Source organism: Isoptericola sp. NPDC019571, assembly GCF_044389385.1.
In the GTDB taxonomy this organism is placed as follows: domain Bacteria; phylum Actinomycetota; class Actinomycetes; order Actinomycetales; family Cellulomonadaceae; genus Isoptericola; species Isoptericola nanjingensis.
This window is the reverse complement of the sequence record NZ_JBIRXZ010000003.1, coordinates 37,842-51,936: the sequence shown is the minus strand read 5'-3', so window position 1 is coordinate 51,936 and position 14,095 is coordinate 37,842. Positions and strand designations below refer to the sequence as shown.

At 73.1% G+C, this 14,095-nt stretch carries 13 protein-coding genes; 3 read left to right on the top strand and 10 right to left on the bottom strand.

Annotated features, from left to right (window positions below):
* Window positions 1-218: 218 nt before the first annotated feature.
* The gene (locus ACH443_RS06015; RefSeq protein WP_430589753.1) at window positions 219-803 is read left to right on the top strand and encodes a hypothetical protein; all 585 of its coding nucleotides are present in this window, start codon (window positions 219-221) and stop codon (window positions 801-803) included.
* Here the strand turns inward: ACH443_RS06015 and ACH443_RS06010 are convergent.
* The 4 genes from ACH443_RS06010 to ACH443_RS05995 all read right to left on the bottom strand — a co-directional run bounded on the left by ACH443_RS06010 (window position 754) and on the right by ACH443_RS05995 (window position 5,091).
* Window positions 754-1,932: a winged helix DNA-binding domain-containing protein gene (locus ACH443_RS06010; RefSeq protein ID WP_430589752.1), complete on the bottom strand. Its 1,179-nt coding sequence runs from the start codon at window positions 1,930-1,932 to the stop codon at window positions 754-756. The two genes, ACH443_RS06015 and ACH443_RS06010, sit on opposite strands and share 50 nt — an antisense overlap.
* A 24-nt stretch (window positions 1,933-1,956) precedes the next feature.
* Window positions 1,957-3,129 (bottom strand): branched-chain amino acid aminotransferase, encoded by a 1,173-nt coding sequence (locus ACH443_RS06005; protein ID WP_430589751.1) that lies wholly within the window; start codon window positions 3,127-3,129, stop codon window positions 1,957-1,959.
* 218 nt (window positions 3,130-3,347) lie between these two features.
* Window positions 3,348-4,391 (bottom strand): 3-isopropylmalate dehydrogenase, encoded by a 1,044-nt coding sequence (locus ACH443_RS06000; RefSeq protein ID WP_429763839.1) that lies wholly within the window; start codon window positions 4,389-4,391, stop codon window positions 3,348-3,350.
* 196 nt (window positions 4,392-4,587) lie between these two features.
* A complete protein-coding gene (locus ACH443_RS05995) occupies window positions 4,588-5,091 on the bottom strand; it encodes a GNAT family N-acetyltransferase (protein WP_430589750.1) in 504 nt (167 codons plus the stop codon).
* A gap of 140 nt (window positions 5,092-5,231) precedes the next feature.
* Here ACH443_RS05995 and ACH443_RS05990 point away from each other — a divergent pair, with 140 nt between their 5' ends.
* Window positions 5,232-7,001: a DUF222 domain-containing protein gene (locus ACH443_RS05990; RefSeq protein WP_430589749.1), complete on the top strand. Its 1,770-nt coding sequence runs from the start codon at window positions 5,232-5,234 to the stop codon at window positions 6,999-7,001.
* A 34-nt stretch (window positions 7,002-7,035) separates the two neighbouring features.
* On the opposite strand, the gene ACH443_RS05985 is transcribed toward ACH443_RS05990, so the two are convergent.
* Complete coding sequence (locus ACH443_RS05985) at window positions 7,036-7,563, bottom strand: ASCH domain-containing protein (RefSeq protein ID WP_429763838.1); 528 nt, start codon at window positions 7,561-7,563, stop codon at window positions 7,036-7,038.
* Between the two features lie 27 nt (window positions 7,564-7,590).
* On the opposite strand from ACH443_RS05985, the gene ACH443_RS05980 reads away from it, so the two are divergent.
* On the top strand, window positions 7,591-8,025 hold the full coding sequence (locus ACH443_RS05980; RefSeq protein ID WP_430589748.1) for an NUDIX hydrolase: 435 nt from the start codon (window positions 7,591-7,593) through the stop codon (window positions 8,023-8,025).
* Window positions 8,026-8,177: 152 nt separating this feature from the next.
* Here ACH443_RS05980 and ilvC read toward each other — a convergent pair whose 3' ends face one another.
* The 5 genes from ilvC to ACH443_RS05955 all read right to left on the bottom strand — a co-directional run bounded on the left by ilvC (window position 8,178) and on the right by ACH443_RS05955 (window position 14,062).
* Window positions 8,178-9,206, bottom strand: a complete 1,029-nt coding sequence (gene ilvC / locus ACH443_RS05975) for a ketol-acid reductoisomerase (protein WP_429763836.1) — start codon at window positions 9,204-9,206, stop codon at window positions 8,178-8,180.
* 86 nt (window positions 9,207-9,292) lie between these two features.
* A complete protein-coding gene (gene ilvN / locus ACH443_RS05970; RefSeq protein WP_429763835.1) occupies window positions 9,293-9,814 on the bottom strand; it encodes an acetolactate synthase small subunit in 522 nt (173 codons plus the stop codon).
* A gap of 5 nt (window positions 9,815-9,819) precedes the next feature.
* Window positions 9,820-11,658: an acetolactate synthase large subunit gene (locus ACH443_RS05965; protein WP_429763834.1), complete on the bottom strand. Its 1,839-nt coding sequence runs from the start codon at window positions 11,656-11,658 to the stop codon at window positions 9,820-9,822.
* Between the two features lie 290 nt (window positions 11,659-11,948).
* The gene (locus tag ACH443_RS05960; protein WP_430589747.1) at window positions 11,949-13,037 is read right to left on the bottom strand and encodes an ABC transporter permease subunit; all 1,089 of its coding nucleotides are present in this window, start codon (window positions 13,035-13,037) and stop codon (window positions 11,949-11,951) included.
* On the bottom strand, window positions 13,034-14,062 hold the full coding sequence (locus ACH443_RS05955) for an ABC transporter ATP-binding protein (RefSeq protein WP_430589746.1): 1,029 nt from the start codon (window positions 14,060-14,062) through the stop codon (window positions 13,034-13,036). The genes ACH443_RS05960 and ACH443_RS05955 overlap by 4 nt, the downstream gene beginning before the upstream one ends.
* Window positions 14,063-14,095 lie beyond the last annotated feature (33 nt).

Here is a 14,095-nt window from a genome sequence, read left to right as displayed (position 1 = left end):
GGTACGGAAGGTCTGCGCGTCCGGCGGGTGTGCCGGACGCGCTACCGAATGATGAGCGAGCGACGCTGGTGCGCGAGGCGTGTCATGGGCCACATGGTGCCACACCCGCGGGCAGGCCGGACAGGCCGTCCACGGCGTGGCACGGGACGTCCCGCCCGTGCGACCGCACCCGGGGTGTGGTCGGCTGGCACCGTCACCGAGGGCAGGAGGCAGAACCGATGACCGACACGCGGCCCCCAGGCGGCCCGACGAACCCGGGCGACCCGACGACGTGGACGCCCGGCATGACCCCAGGCGGCGTCACGCCGCCCCCGTCCGTGGTGCCCACGGCGGAGCCCGCGGACGCCTGGGACGCGCCGGCGCCGACGTCCCGCGGGCTGCTCGAGCTGGACCGCGGCCGCTTCTGGTCCGGCGCCGCCGTGACCGTCGTGGTCTGCGCCGTCCTGGGGCTCGCGGCGTCGGTGGTCTTCGACAGCGCGTTCGACGTCGGGCTGCTCGGCCCGTCCCGCCTGGTGCCCGGCGCCCCCGGGCTGGCGTGGGCGCTGACCGGTGCCCTGTTCGCCCTGCTCGCGGCCGTGGTGCTCCAGGCGCTCGTGCGCGTCGTGCCGCGGCCGCGGATGTTCTTCGGCTGGCTGGTCGCGCTGGTCACCGTGATCCTCGCCGCCCTCGCGTTCACGGGCCCCGGCGACGCGGCCTCGGCGCTCGTGACCGCCCTCGTGTGGATCGTCGTGGGCGTCGCCGTCTCGGCGATGCTCAACGGCGTGCTCGGCCGGACTCTCGTGCGGCCTCAGCCGCCCAGGTGACCTCGCGCTCGGGGGCGTCGGCCGCGGCAAGATCGAGCAGCGCGGCGGCCTCCGCCTCCACCTCGGTCCGGTGGTGCGCCCAGGCGTCGCCGGTGAAGGGCTCGACGTGCACGGTGGCACGGCGGGCGTCGACGTCCAGGGTCCACGTGCCGGCCACGCGGCCGTCCACCCAGAGGGTGGGGAGCACGTCCGCGTTGCGCCGGTAGACGAGCCCCGCGTGCTCGGCGTCGACGATCCGTGACCGCTCGTCCAGCGCCACGAGCAGCTGGTCCCAGCGCGGCAGGAGCCGCACCGGCGCGGGCACGTCCCCGGGCACGATCTCGGCGTCGGCCAGGTCGACCAGCTCGCGGCCGTCGGGCGCGGCGTACGTCCGCACCTCCAGGAGCGCGAGTGCACGCTTCAGCGCCCCGACGCCGCGGATGCCGACGCCTCGGGCGACGTCGCGGGCGGACGCCGGCCCGAAGGCCCGCAGGTACTTCGCGACGACGCGGGCCCGCGCCTCGTCCGGGGCGGTCTCGGGCAGCGGGTGCGGCACGCGGTCGGCGAGCCAGCGCGCGCCGTCCTGGTAGCGCGCCGCGACGTGGGAGCCCCACAGCCCGCTCGGCGGCACGTGCACGAGGCCGCCGCCCGCGCTCGCGAGCCGCCACCACGCGCGGCTCACGCCGCCCGGGATCGCCGCGACGGCGTCGACCCCGGGGTACTGGTCGGCGGCGAACGCCTCCACCTCGTCCAGCGTGCGGGGCTCGGCGCAGTACGCGCGCACGGCGGCGTTGAGGCCCACGAGGTCGACGCCCGCCCGCCGGGCGCTCGCACGCCACGCCGCCAGCCGCTGCTCCGCGGAGACGGCGTCGAGCAGCGGCCAGTCCGCGCTGGGCACCACGTGCAGCGTGGACCGCATGACGGTCGCCTTCACGACCTCGCCGTCGGTCAGGGCCTCCTCGAGCACCCCGATCGTCTGCCCGGAGCGTCGCGCCCACAGGGCGATGTACGGCATGTCGGCGTGCTGCGCCTGCAGGCCGCCCACCCGCCCGACGACGGCGGGGACGTCGTCGTCGGAGCGGGTGAGCAGCTGCTGGCGCGCGAGCGTGGTCCGGTTGAGCGCGTCCGCCGTGATCGGGGTGGTGGGCATCGCGCGGGGGACCTCCCTGTCTGATCAGGCGAGCCGGCGCATCCAGCCGTGCCGGTCCGCGGCCCGACCGTACTGGATGTCGGTGAGCTCCTCGCGGATCGCCATGGTGAGCTCGCCGGGCTCGCCGCCCGAGACCTGCAGGTCGAACTCGTCGCCCGCGAGGCGGCCGACGGGGGTGATGACCGCCGCCGTGCCGCAGGCGAAGATCTCCCGCACGGTGCCGTCCCGGAGGCCGGTGACGACCTCGTTGAGCGGGATGCGCCGCTCCACGGCCTGGTGCCCGCGGTCGGCGGCGAGCTGCAGGATGGACGAGCGCGTGACGCCCTCGAGGAAGGTGCCGGTGAGCTCCGGCGTGTGCACCGAGCCGTCGGCCATGACGACGAAGACGTTCATGCCGCCCAGCTCCTCGAGCGACGTGTTCGTCACGGCGTCGAGGTAGCAGACCTGGTCGAAGCCCTTCTCCCCGGCGAGCCGCTGCGGCAGGAGGCTCGCCGCGTAGTTGCCGCCGTACTTCGCGTCGCCCGTCCCGCCGGGGCCGGAGCGGTGGTAGTGCTCGTCGATCCAGATCGACACCGGCTTCACGCCGCCCGCGAAGTACGGGCCGACGGGCGAGGCGATGACCAGGTACTCGGCCTCGTTCGTGGGACGCACCCCGAGGAACGCCTCCGACGCGAACGTGAAGGGCCGCAGGTAGAGGCTGAAGTCCTCACCGGACGGCACCCAGTCGATGTCGGTGCGCACCAGCGCCGCGATCGAGCCGATGAAGTCGTCCACCGACAACGCGGGCAGCGCCATGCGGTGCGCCGAGCGCGCGAACCGGGCCGCGTTGGCGTCGGGACGGAACGTCCAGACGGAGCCGTCCGCGTGCCGGTACGCCTTCATCCCCTCGAAGATCTCCTGCGCGTAGTGCAGGACGGCGGTCGCGGGGTCGATCTGCAGCGGCCCGTACTTCTCGACGCGACGGTCGAGCCACCCGTCACCCTGACGCCAGCTGACGCGCGCCATGTGGTCCGTGAACACGGTGCCGAACTTCGGGGACCGCAGAGCGGCCTCGCGCTCGGCGTCCGGGGTGGGTGAGTCCGTGGCGCGCACGTCGAACAGGGCGACGAGGTCCTCGAGCTCGGCCGGGAGGATGCCCGACCCGCCGGTGCTCGGCGTAGCGCTCGCGGCGGACGGAGAGGTGCTGGAAGTGGTCATGATCGGGGGCCTTTCACCGGGTGACCCCTGTAGTTTTCCACGACCGTGCACCTCGTGGGCACCGGCGTCGCTCCGACCACAGCGGCCACCCGGACAGAAGTGGATGTCGGGTGGTCGACAGGGGATGACGGCCGGGGCGGGCGGTGGCTCGGACGACACGTCCGACGGCGCGGCGCGGGTGGCGCCGCGCCGTCCGGATGACGACGGTGGGGCTGTCGTCAGCCGTTGACGCGTGCGGCGAGGTCGCGCCCGACCTCGGCCGTCGTGCGTACTCGGTCGCCGCGCTCGACGAGGTCGGCCGCGACGGCCGCCTCCACGCGCTTGCTCTCCTCGGCGAGGCCGAGGTGGTCGAGCAGCAGCGAGACCGACAGGACCGTGGCGGTCGGGTCGGCCTTGCCCTGGCCCGCGATGTCCGGGGCCGAGCCGTGCACCGGCTCGAACATGGACGGCGCGGTGCGGTCGGGGTTGATGTTCGCCGACGCGGCGAGGCCGATACCGCCGGTGATGGCGGCGGCCTGGTCCGTGAGGATGTCGCCGAACAGGTTGTCGGTGACGATCACGTCGAACCGCGACGGGTTCGTCGTGAGGAAGATCGTGGCGGCGTCCACGTGCAGGTAGTCCGTGGTGACGTCGGGGAAGTCGGCGTTGACGGCCTCGACGGTACGGCGCCACAGGTGGCCGGCGTGCACCAGCACGTTGTGCTTGTGCACCAGCGTGAGGTGCTTGCGCGGGCGTGCCTGAGCACGGGCGAAGGCGTCGCGCACGACGCGCTCCACGCCGAACGCGGTGTTGACCGACACCTCGGTCGCGATCTCGTGGGGGGTGCCGACGCGCAGCGCTCCGCCGTTGCCCACGTACGGACCCTCGGTGCCCTCGCGCACGACGACGAAGTCGACGTCGCCGGGGTTGGCCAGCGGGCTGGTGACCCCGGGGTACAGCTTGCCGGGGCGCAGGTTCACGTAGTGGTCCAGCGAGAAGCGGAGCTTGAGCAGCAGGCCGCGCTCGAGCACGCCCGACGGCACGCTCGGGTCGCCGATGGCGCCCAGCAGGATCGCGTCGTGCTGCTTGATGGCCTCGAGGTCGGCGTCCGTGAGCGTCTCGCCGGTCGCGTGCCAGCGGCGCGCGCCCAGGTCGAACTCGGTGGTGGAGATCTTCACGTCCGAGCCGGCCACGGCCGCCTCGAGGACCGCCAGGCCCTGCTCCACGACTTCCGTGCCGATGCCGTCGCCGGCCACCACTGCCAGGTCGATGCTCCGCGTCATGGGCCGAGCCTATGCCCCTCGGGTCATGATGCGGACACAGATCTCATTCCTCGGACGTGCCGGCCGATGGTCTCGGGGGCAGAGCACGGCCGCGCGCGCACTGGGCGACCGGGCGACCTCCCACAAGGCCGACGCCACGTCACGGGAGGGCACGGCGGACGCGTGGCCGAACGTGGGCGCGGGGTGCGTCGGCCCGTCAGCGCACGCAGCGGACGTCCGCGAGCCCCGACCACGCGTCGACGTCGCGCGCGCCGTCAGGACGGAACCCGTTGCGACCGTAGAAGCGCCGCGCCCGCGGATTGTCCTCGACGACCCAGAGCTGCGCGGGCGTCCCGGGCGGCAGCACGGCGTCGAGCAGCGCCTGGCCGACGCCGGTCCCGTGGTGCGCGGCCAGCACGTAGAGCAGCCAGAGCTCCCGGTCCCGGACCGGCGGATGATCTCCGATCCGCCGCCCGGCGCTCGCGAACGCGACCCCGACGACCCGGCCGCACTCCTCCGCCACGGTGACGGTCAGCTCGCCGGCGAGCCAAAGCCGCCAGGTGGCCGTGCGCCGCTCGAGGGTGTCGGACTCCCAGTGCGCCGCCGGGAGCAGCGCGGAGTACGTCTCCACCCATGAGGTGTGGTGCACGAACGCGCACCCGGGCGCGTCGTCGGCGACGGCAGGTCGGATGGCGAACGACGTCGGCGGCACGGCGGGCATCGCCCCATCCTGCCGTTCCGGCCGGCACGATCGCGCCGACATGGCGACACCTCCTCGCCGCTCTCGTGTCGGCGACGCTGATCGTCCACAGGTGCGGGCGAGGCCTAGAACAGGTGTTCGAAGGTCGGTAGGGTCGGGGCATGACGACGACGCTCCCCGCCCCCGCGACCAGCACCCTTTCCGGCGTGCGCGTCGGCGCGAGCGCTGGCCTGCGCGTGGCGGCGGACCGGCTCGCCGCGATGCCACGGTCGTGGACCCCGTCGATCGGCGAGCTGCTCGCGGAGGAGTCACGACGGCACGACACCGACCGGCACGAGACCGAGCCCCCGCAGTCGTCGACTGACCGCCCGCCGCTGACAGGGCGACCGACGCTGGCACACCTCGACCGCGTGCTGGACGCGCTCGCCGCCAACGACACCCAGGTCGCAGCGCTGCACGCCGAGCGTGCCGTCCTGCTCGCACGGGCCGCCGGCCTGGCCGAGGCGCTGGAGACCGACCTGCTTGACCACGACGACCCCACCGCCAGGCGCGCCCCCTCGGCCCGCCGGCTCGAGCTCGCCCACCGCGCCCTGACCGCCGAGATCGCCACCGCACTCCGGATCGGGGAGCACACCGCGGGCACCCTCACCGACCACGCCGTCACCCTGAGCAGCAAGGCTCCCGCGACCCTGGCCGCCCTGCACGAGGGCCGGCTGTCGTGGGGGCACGCCACCGCCATCACCACGCACCTCACCGACCTGAGCCCCGAGGAATCCGCAGCCGTGGAACGGTCCGTCCTGGCCACGATCCTCGACCGCGACACCGGCCTTGTCACGTGCACACCCACGCAGACCGGACGCCGCGCACGCCGAGCCCGCGAGACGGCCCACCCCACTCCCGCCGATGTCCGCCACGCCGAAGCCACCCAGCACCGCGCCGTCTGGCTCGACGACGGCCACGACGGCATGGCCTGGCTCACCGCCCACCTGCCCGCACCCTTGGCCCACGCCGCCTACGACCGCCTCACTCGCACCGCCGGGCACCTCGCCACCAGCAGCGGGAGCAACGGCAGCCGCAGCGGCAGCGTCGTGAGCAGCGGCGAACGACGCACCCTCGCCCAAGCCCGCGCCGACGCCCTCGCCGCCCTCCTTCTGGACGACGGCACCCTCGATCACAGCGTGCCCACGAGCACGGATCCTGGCGACGAGAGGGACGAGACGCACGACCCGGACGAGGCACTCGGCGTCGAGCCCGTCACCGCGCTGCTGCACACGCGGTCCACACTGGCGACCCTGGCCCGCTCGATCCGCCCCCAGCTCACCGTCACCGTCCCGGTCCTGACCCTGCTCGGCCTCACCGACGCCCCCGCCACCATGAACGGCCACGTCCCTATCGACCCGGACACGGCCCGTCGGCTCACCGCCCTGGCGCCCTCGCTCCGACGCGTCCTCACCGACCCAGAGACCGGCACCGTCCTGTCCGTCGGGCGCACCGCCTACGCCGTCCCCGCCGACCTCAAGGCCCTGGTCCGCGCACGCGACACCACCTGCCGGTTCCCCGGCTGCACCCACCCCGCGACCCAGTCCGACCTCGACCACACCCAGGCATGGGCCGGCGGCGGCGCCACCACCGCCACCAACCTGGCCGCGCTGTGCCGTCGACACCACACGATGAAGCACCAGACCGCGTGGCAGGTCACGCAGCGACAGACCACCGGCTGGGGCGGGACTCTCGAATGGACTTCCCCCACCGGGCGGCGATACGAGACCCGAGCCGAACTCGTCGAGACCACCAGGCACCGGCACCCGCCGCGCGGGCATGAACCACTCGGTCAGGGCCTCGATGACCCGGTCGACATGGCGCGCGACATGCCGCACGACCACCAACACGACCGTCCGGACCACTGGCGCGCCGGCGACCCGCCGTTCTGACCGCGAGGTTCTGACCGGGAAGGTTTCCGCGGCGTCAGGCGCGGTAGAGCACCTTGAACCGCTCGCAGACCACGGGCATGGTCGGGTCGAACTCCCGACCGATCTGCGGGAGCGTGCGGCGCCAGTAGCGCTCGTGCCCGTCGCGCCAGTCCGCCAGGGTGCGATCGCCCTCGCCCTCGGCGGCGGCGTGCTCGGCGGTCACCTCGTCGAACGGGACCGTCTCGACCTCTGTCGTCCTGATGAGGAGGCGGGGCGCACCGGCGCCGTCGAGCACGATCGACAGGTCGCCCTTGCGCGGCAGCGGCTCGTCGGCGGCCTCGTACTCCCAGACCGCGGCGGCGGTGCCTGTCTTCACGCCGTCGAGCACCAGTCCGAGCAGCTCGTCGGCCAGCTCCGCCGAGTCGCCGAACGACCACGCGGGCGGCGGCACCACGTTCTCGGAGCGCTCCCCCACGGCTCCCCCGTGGCTCGTGCGGCCGGCGCTCGGGCGCGCGACGTCCCAGAACTGCGTGATGCTGTCGGCCTGCTCGGGATCCAGCCCAGGGTTCGCGTCGTCGCTCATGGGGTCCATCCTGCCAGGATGGCCAGCATGGACACCCGCGTCGCCGCCTACGCCCTGGTCGTCGAGGGCGACCGCATCCTCCTCCCCCACTGGTCCAGCGACGTCGGAGCGGGCTGGACCATGCCCGGGGGCGGCATCGACCCCGGCGAGCACCCGGAGGATGCAGCCGTCCGCGAGCTGCGAGAGGAGACCGGGTACGACGTCGCGCTCGACGGCCTGCTCGGCGTCGACAGCATCGTGATCCCGCCCGAGGACCGCGTCGTCGTGGACGGCACCGACCACACGGTGGCGGTACAAGGCATCCGCATCGTCTATCGCGCGCACGTCGTCGGCGGCGAGCTCACCAGGGAGTCCGACGGCACGACCGACGCCGTCGCGTGGCACCGGTTGTCCGACGTGGACGCGCTCGACCGCGTGGGGCTCGTCGACGTCGTCCGGGGGTGGGCGGGGCTGCTCGACTGACCGGTACTACCTCGCCGTTCCTCGTACTACCTCGGCGCGGTTCGTACTACCTCGGCACGCCCCGGACTACCTCGCCTGGGCCCGGACGCACGTGCGGCCGCCGCCCCCGGGTGGGGGACGACGGCCGCGCGCGTCGCTGCTGACGGTGTGGGTCAGCGAGCGGCGCTGCCCTCCGTGTAGTCGGAGTCAGCGGGCTTGATCCACGAGAACATCTTCCGGAGCTCACGACCGGTGGTCTCGATCGGGTGCGCCTCGCCCTTCTCGCGCAGCGCGGTGAACTCGGGCGCGCCCGCGTCCTGGTCCGCGATGAAGCGCTCGGCGAAGGCGCCGTTCTGGATGTCCGCGAGGACGGCCTTCATGTTCTCCTTGACGCGCGGGTCGATGACGCGCGGGCCGGAGACGTAGTCGCCGTACTCGGCCGTGTCGGAGACCGACCAGCGCTGCTTGGCGATGCCACCCTCGACCATGAGGTCGACGATCAGCTTCAGCTCGTGCAGCACCTCGAAGTACGCGACCTCGGGCTGGTAGCCCGCCTCGGTCAGCGTCTCGAAGCCGTACTGGACCAGCTGCGAGGCACCGCCGCACAGCACGGCCTGCTCGCCGAACAGGTCGGTCTCGGTCTCCTCGGTAAAGGTGGTCTTGATGCCGCCGGCGCGCAGGCCGCCGATGCCCTTCGCGTAGGACAGGGCCAGCTCCCAGGCGGAGCCCGACGCGTCCTGCTCGACGGCGACGATCACCGGCACGCCGCGGCCGTCGACGTACTCGCGGCGCACGAGGTGACCCGGGCCCTTGGGGGCGACCATGAGCACGTCGTGGCCGGCCTCGGGCTTGATGTAGCCGAAGCGGATGTTGAAGCCGTGCCCGAAGACGAGCGCCGCGCCCTCGTTGAGGTTCGGGGCGATCTCGTCGCGGTACACGTGCCGCTGCACCTGGTCCGGCGCGAGGATGACGACGACGTCCGCCTCCTTGACGGCGTCGGCGACGGTGAGCACGCGCAGGCCCTCGTCCTCGGCCTTCTTCGCGGAACCGGAGCCCTCGCGCAGGCCGACGCGGACGTCGACGCCCGAGTCGCGCAGGTTCAGCGCGTGCGCGTGGCCCTGGCTCCCGTAGCCGATGACCGCGACCTTGCGCTGCTGGATGATGGACAGGTCGGCGTCGTCGTCGTAGAACAGCTCAGCCACGGTGATGCTCCTCGGTTCTCGGTACTGCGTTCGTCACTTCAGGTCGGTATGTGGTCACCCGCGGGGATGACGGTACGCGAACGGCGTCAGGCCGTGCGCACGCGCTCCAGCGCTCGGTCGGTGATGGACCGCGAGCCGCGGCCCACGGCGAGCGTGCCGGACTTCACGATCTCGCGGACGCCGTACGGCTCGAGCGCGCCGAGCAGCGCGGACAGCTTGGCGGCGGTGCCGGTCGCCTCGATGACGACCGTGTCGGGGACGACGTCCACGACGTGGGCGCGGAAGAGGTCGACGACCTCGAGCACCCCCGCGCGGGTGGCCTGGTCGGCCCGCACCTTGACGAGCAGGAGCTCGCGCTGCACGGACGACTCGGGGTCGAGCTCGACGATCTTGATGACGTTGATCAGCTTGTTGAGCTGCTTCGTCACGTGCTCGAGCGGGTGCTCCTCGACGTCGACCACCACGGTGATGCGCGAGATCTCCTCGTGCTCCGTGGGCCCGACGGCCAGGGAGTGGATGTTGAACGCGCGGCGCGCGAACAGCGCGGTGACGCGGGTGAGGACGCCGGGCTTGTTCTCGACCAGCACGGACAGGGTGTGACGCGACATGGGTCTCAGTCCTCTCGGTCCCACGCCGGCGAGATGCCGCGCGCGTACTGGATGTCGTCGTTCGGCACGCCGGCGGCGACCATCGGCCACACCATGGCGTCGCGCGAGACCTGGAAGTCGATGACCACGGGGCGGTCGTCGATCTCCTGCGCCCGCTTGATCGCGGCGTCGACCTCGTCCTCACGCTCGACGCGGATGCCCTCGCACCCGTACGCGTCCGCGAGCTTCACGAAGTCCGGGATGCGGCGGGTGCCGTGGCCGGTGTGCAGGTCGGTGTTGGAGTAGCGCTCGTCGTAGAAGAGCGTCTGCCACTGCCGCACCATGCCGAGCGAGCTGTTGTTGATCAGCGCCACCTTGATGGGGATGTCGTTGATCGCGCAGGTCGCGAGCTCCTGGTTGGTCATCTGGAAGCAGCCGTCGCCGTCGATGGCCCACACCTCACGGTCGGGCTCGCCGACCTTGGCGCCCATCGCGGCGGGGACCGCGAAGCCCATGGTGCCGAGGCCCGCGGAGTTCAGCCAGGTGCGGGGGCGCTCGTAGCGGATGAACTGCGCCGCCCACATCTGGTGCTGCCCCACGCCCGCGGCGTAGATCGCGTCCGGGCCGGCCAGCTCGCCCAGGCGGGAGATCACGTGCTGCGGGGACAGGTGGCCGTCGTCCGTGGGCGAGTAGCCCAGCGGGTACGTCTCGCGCCAGGTGTCGAGCTGGTGCCACCAGGCCGCCAGGTCGGGCTTGCCCCCCTTGGCGTGCTCGGCCTCGAGGGCCGGCACCAGGTCGGCGATGACCTCGCGCAGGTCGCCGACGATCGGCACGTCCACGGGGCGGTTCTTGCCGATCTCCGCGGGGTCGATGTCGGCGTGCACGACGGCGGCGCCCGGGGCGAAGCTCGACAGCCGGCCGGTGACGCGGTCGTCGAATCGGGCGCCGAGGGCCACCACGAGGTCCGCCTTCTGCAGCGCGGCCACGGCCGGGACGGTACCGTGCATGCCGGGCATGCCCAGGTGCTGCGGGTGGCTGTCCGGGACGGCGCCGCGGGCGGTGAGCGTCGTGACGACGGCCGCTCCCGAGGTGTCGACCAGCCGGCGCAGCGCCTCCGACGCGCCGGAACGGATGACACCGCCACCCACGTACAGCACCGGGCGGCGGGCGGTGGCCAGCAGCTTCGCGGCCTCGCGGATCTGCTTCGCGTGCGGCTTGGTCACCGGGTGGTACCCGGGCAGCGCGAGGTCCTGTGGCCAGGAGAACTCGGTGGTGGCCTGCATCGCGGACTTCGCGATGTCGACCAGCACCGGGCCGGGCCGGCCCGTCGACGCGATGTGGAACGCCTCGGCGATGGTGCGCGGGATCTCCGCCGGGTCCGTGACCAGGTAGGAGTGCTTGGTGATCGGCATCGTGATGCCGACGATGTCCGCCTCCTGGAACCCGTCGGTGCCGATGAGCGACTGCGCCACCTGGCCGGTGATCGCGACCAGCGGGACGGAGTCCATGTGCGCGTCGGCCAACGGCGTCACGAGGTTGGTGGCACCGGGCCCCGACGTCGCCATCGTCACGCCGACCTTGCCGGTGGCGTGGGCGTAGCCCTGGGCCGCGTGCCCGCCGCCCTGCTCGTGCCGCACCAGGACGTGGCGGATCTGCTTCGAGTCCATGAGCGGGTCGTAGAGCGGAAGGATCGCGCCGCCCGGGATGCCGAAGACGTTCTCGACGCCGACCGACTCGAGCGAGCGGACGATCGACTCGGCGCCGGTGACCTCCTCACCGGACACGGTTCGGCCGGTGGCACCGTCGGCACTGCGGGACGCGGTGCGGGCGGCCACCTGGGCGGGGGTCGGGTTCGGCTGGACCATCGGTCTCTCCTGCCGGTCGGTCTTGCGGGCGAAGGGTCTGGCGAGGGGTGTCGCTGCAATGAAAAACCCCCCGGTCCCGGGATGACGGGACTGACGAGGGGTGAGCGCGCTGACGAAAGCCTGGTGCGTGGGCCTAGTCGGCGCGCCCGGGAAGAAGTACTACGAGGATCGTCTGCACGGATCGAACGTTACGCCCGCGTCTCCTCGATGTCACGTCGTGAGCCCGGTGTCCCATCATGCGGACAGCATGGGGGTCACCGGGCTCACGACCTGCGCCGCGACGGCGTCGGTCAGCTCACGTCGCGTCGCCGGAACACGAGCACCGCGAGCAGAGTGACGACGACGGCGAGCGCCGCCACGGTCAGCCCGCCCTGCGCGGTGGTCACGACGTGGTCCACCGGGACGCACTCGAACACGCCGTCGGCGCTCGGCGTGCACCGCTCCGTCTGGAACACGACCCCGCCCTGCAGCCAGGCCGAGAGCGCCGTCGTCGGTAGCCAGCGCTGCACGTCGCCGAACGAGTAGGCGAAGGCCACGCAGACCCAGGCGACCACGCCGACCAGGCCGACGGCGGCGGCCGCGTGCTTGAACAGCGTGCCCAGCGCCACGCCGAGCGCGGCGAGCACCGCCCCGGCCGCGACGAGGCGCCCGGTGAACGCGGCGACCTCGAGCCAGACGGCGCCGGTGACCTCCCCGAGCGTGCCGTACGAGGCGTACACCGCGTACGAGGCACCGACCAGGAGCGCGAACCCGACCAGCACCAGCGGGACGGTGCCGACCGCGGCGGCCACCGCCTTCGACCAGTACACCCGCTGCCGGCGCGGCTCGAACGTGAGCCACATCCCCAGCGACCCGCTGTTCATCTCGGCGGTCACGAAGCTCACCCCGACCACCAGCGCGACGAGGAGCAGAAGGACCGCGAGGTCGTCGAGCGACGCCAGGCCCGACCACCCGCTCCACACCGAGGCCTGGATGTCCGCCACGGCGGCCCGGGTCGCGTCGTCCTGCGCGTTGACCTCCGGCTCCCCGTAGAGCATCTCGTTCTGAGCCGGGTCGGGGACGAACGTCGGCGTCGGCGGCAGGTACCAGTCCAGGCGGGGGGCCATCTGGTCGCAACCCCATTCCTCCGGGGTGGCGCCCTCGTCCTCGGCCCCGGCCTCGCAGTCGGCGACCTGCTGCTCCCCGTCCTTCTCCCACTGCTCCTGGTCGGCGGCGAACATCTCCTGCGCGTCCGCGACCTCCCGGTCGCTCGGCGGCGGCGCCGACAGATACGTCGCCGCACCGCTCAGGGCGACCAGCACGAGAACTCCGACGCACGCCCAGCGCGTCACCTGACGCGCCCACAACCGGCGCAGCTCGACCCGCAGGAGGCGGCTCATGCGTCCACCTCCGTCGTCCCGGTGCCGGCCCCGGTGCTCGCCGCCGCCGGCACCGGACCGCGTCCGCCACCACCGGGGACCTCCCCCGCGGTGAGGCCGAGGAACACCGACTCGAGGTCGGCCTGGAGCGGGGTGAGCTCGCGCACCCACACGCCACGCTCGCCGAGGGCGCGGTTCACCGCGGCGGGGTCGGCGGCGCCGTCGACGAGGAGCGCGTCGTGCTCGCGCCGCACGAGCAGCCCGCCGGTCTCGAGCACGCTGGTCGCGATGGTCAGGTCGGTCGGCGCGACGCGCAGCCGGACCGACCCGGTCACGGAGCCGGCACCGATGAGGTCGGCCACCCGCCCCGCGGCGACGAGGCGGCCGCGGGCCACGATCGAGACCGTGTCGGCGATCTGCTCGACCTCGGCCAGGATGTGGCTGGACACCAGCACCGTCTTGCCCTGGTCGGCGAGGCCGCGCATGGTCTGCCGGATCTCGCGGATGCCCGCGGGGTCGAGGCCGTTCGTCGGCTCGTCGAAGATGAGCAGGTCGGGGTCCTTGAGCAGGGTCGCCGCGATGGCGAGCCGCTGCTTCATGCCGAGCGAGTAGCCCTTGTACCTGTCCTTGGCCCGCCCGGTGAGCCCGACCTCGTCGATGACGGCGTCCACCCGGCCCGCGGGCGCACCGATCGCGTCCGCGAGCAGGCGCAGGTTGCGGCGCGCGCTGAACGCGGGGAAGAACTTGGGGCTCTCGACGATGGCGCCGACGCGGCCCACCACCTCGGGCAGCCGCTTCGGCACCTCGTGCCCGAAGATCGTCGCGGTCCCGCGGTCGGGCCGGACCAGGCCCAGGAGCATGCGGATCGTCGTCGTCTTCCCCGACCCGTTGGGCCCCAGGAAGCCGTGGACCCCGCCCACGGGCACCTGCAGGTCGAGACCTTCGACCCCGACCGATCTCCCTCGCGCGCTCCGGTACGTCTTGCGGAGCCCTCGCGTCTCGATCGCGAGCTCGCCACCACCTCGGGAACCGTCCAGCACGGCCACCGCCACCTCCTCGTGGCCGCGGCGCGGCCCGTC

Excerpts from the sequence above, each read along its gene's own strand:
- ACH443_RS06015 (WP_430589753.1), top strand. The coding sequence starts at position 219 with ATGACCGACACGCGGCCCCCAGGCGGCCCGACGAACCCGGGCGACCCG.
- ACH443_RS06010 (WP_430589752.1), bottom strand. The coding sequence starts at position 1,932 with ATGCCCACCACCCCGATCACGGCGGACGCGCTCAACCGGACCACGCTC.
- ACH443_RS06005 (WP_430589751.1), bottom strand. The coding sequence starts at position 3,129 with ATGACCACTTCCAGCACCTCTCCGTCCGCCGCGAGCGCTACGCCGAGC.
- ACH443_RS06000 (WP_429763839.1), bottom strand. The coding sequence starts at position 4,391 with ATGACGCGGAGCATCGACCTGGCAGTGGTGGCCGGCGACGGCATCGGC.
- ACH443_RS05995 (WP_430589750.1), bottom strand. The coding sequence starts at position 5,091 with ATGCCCGCCGTGCCGCCGACGTCGTTCGCCATCCGACCTGCCGTCGCC.
- ACH443_RS05990 (WP_430589749.1), top strand. The coding sequence starts at position 5,232 with ATGACGACGACGCTCCCCGCCCCCGCGACCAGCACCCTTTCCGGCGTG.
- ACH443_RS05985 (WP_429763838.1), bottom strand. The coding sequence starts at position 7,563 with ATGAGCGACGACGCGAACCCTGGGCTGGATCCCGAGCAGGCCGACAGC.
- ACH443_RS05980 (WP_430589748.1), top strand. The coding sequence starts at position 7,591 with ATGGACACCCGCGTCGCCGCCTACGCCCTGGTCGTCGAGGGCGACCGC.
- ilvN (WP_429763835.1), bottom strand. The coding sequence starts at position 9,814 with ATGTCGCGTCACACCCTGTCCGTGCTGGTCGAGAACAAGCCCGGCGTC.
- ACH443_RS05965 (WP_429763834.1), bottom strand. The coding sequence starts at position 11,658 with ATGGTCCAGCCGAACCCGACCCCCGCCCAGGTGGCCGCCCGCACCGCG.
- ACH443_RS05960 (WP_430589747.1), bottom strand. The coding sequence starts at position 13,037 with ATGAGCCGCCTCCTGCGGGTCGAGCTGCGCCGGTTGTGGGCGCGTCAG.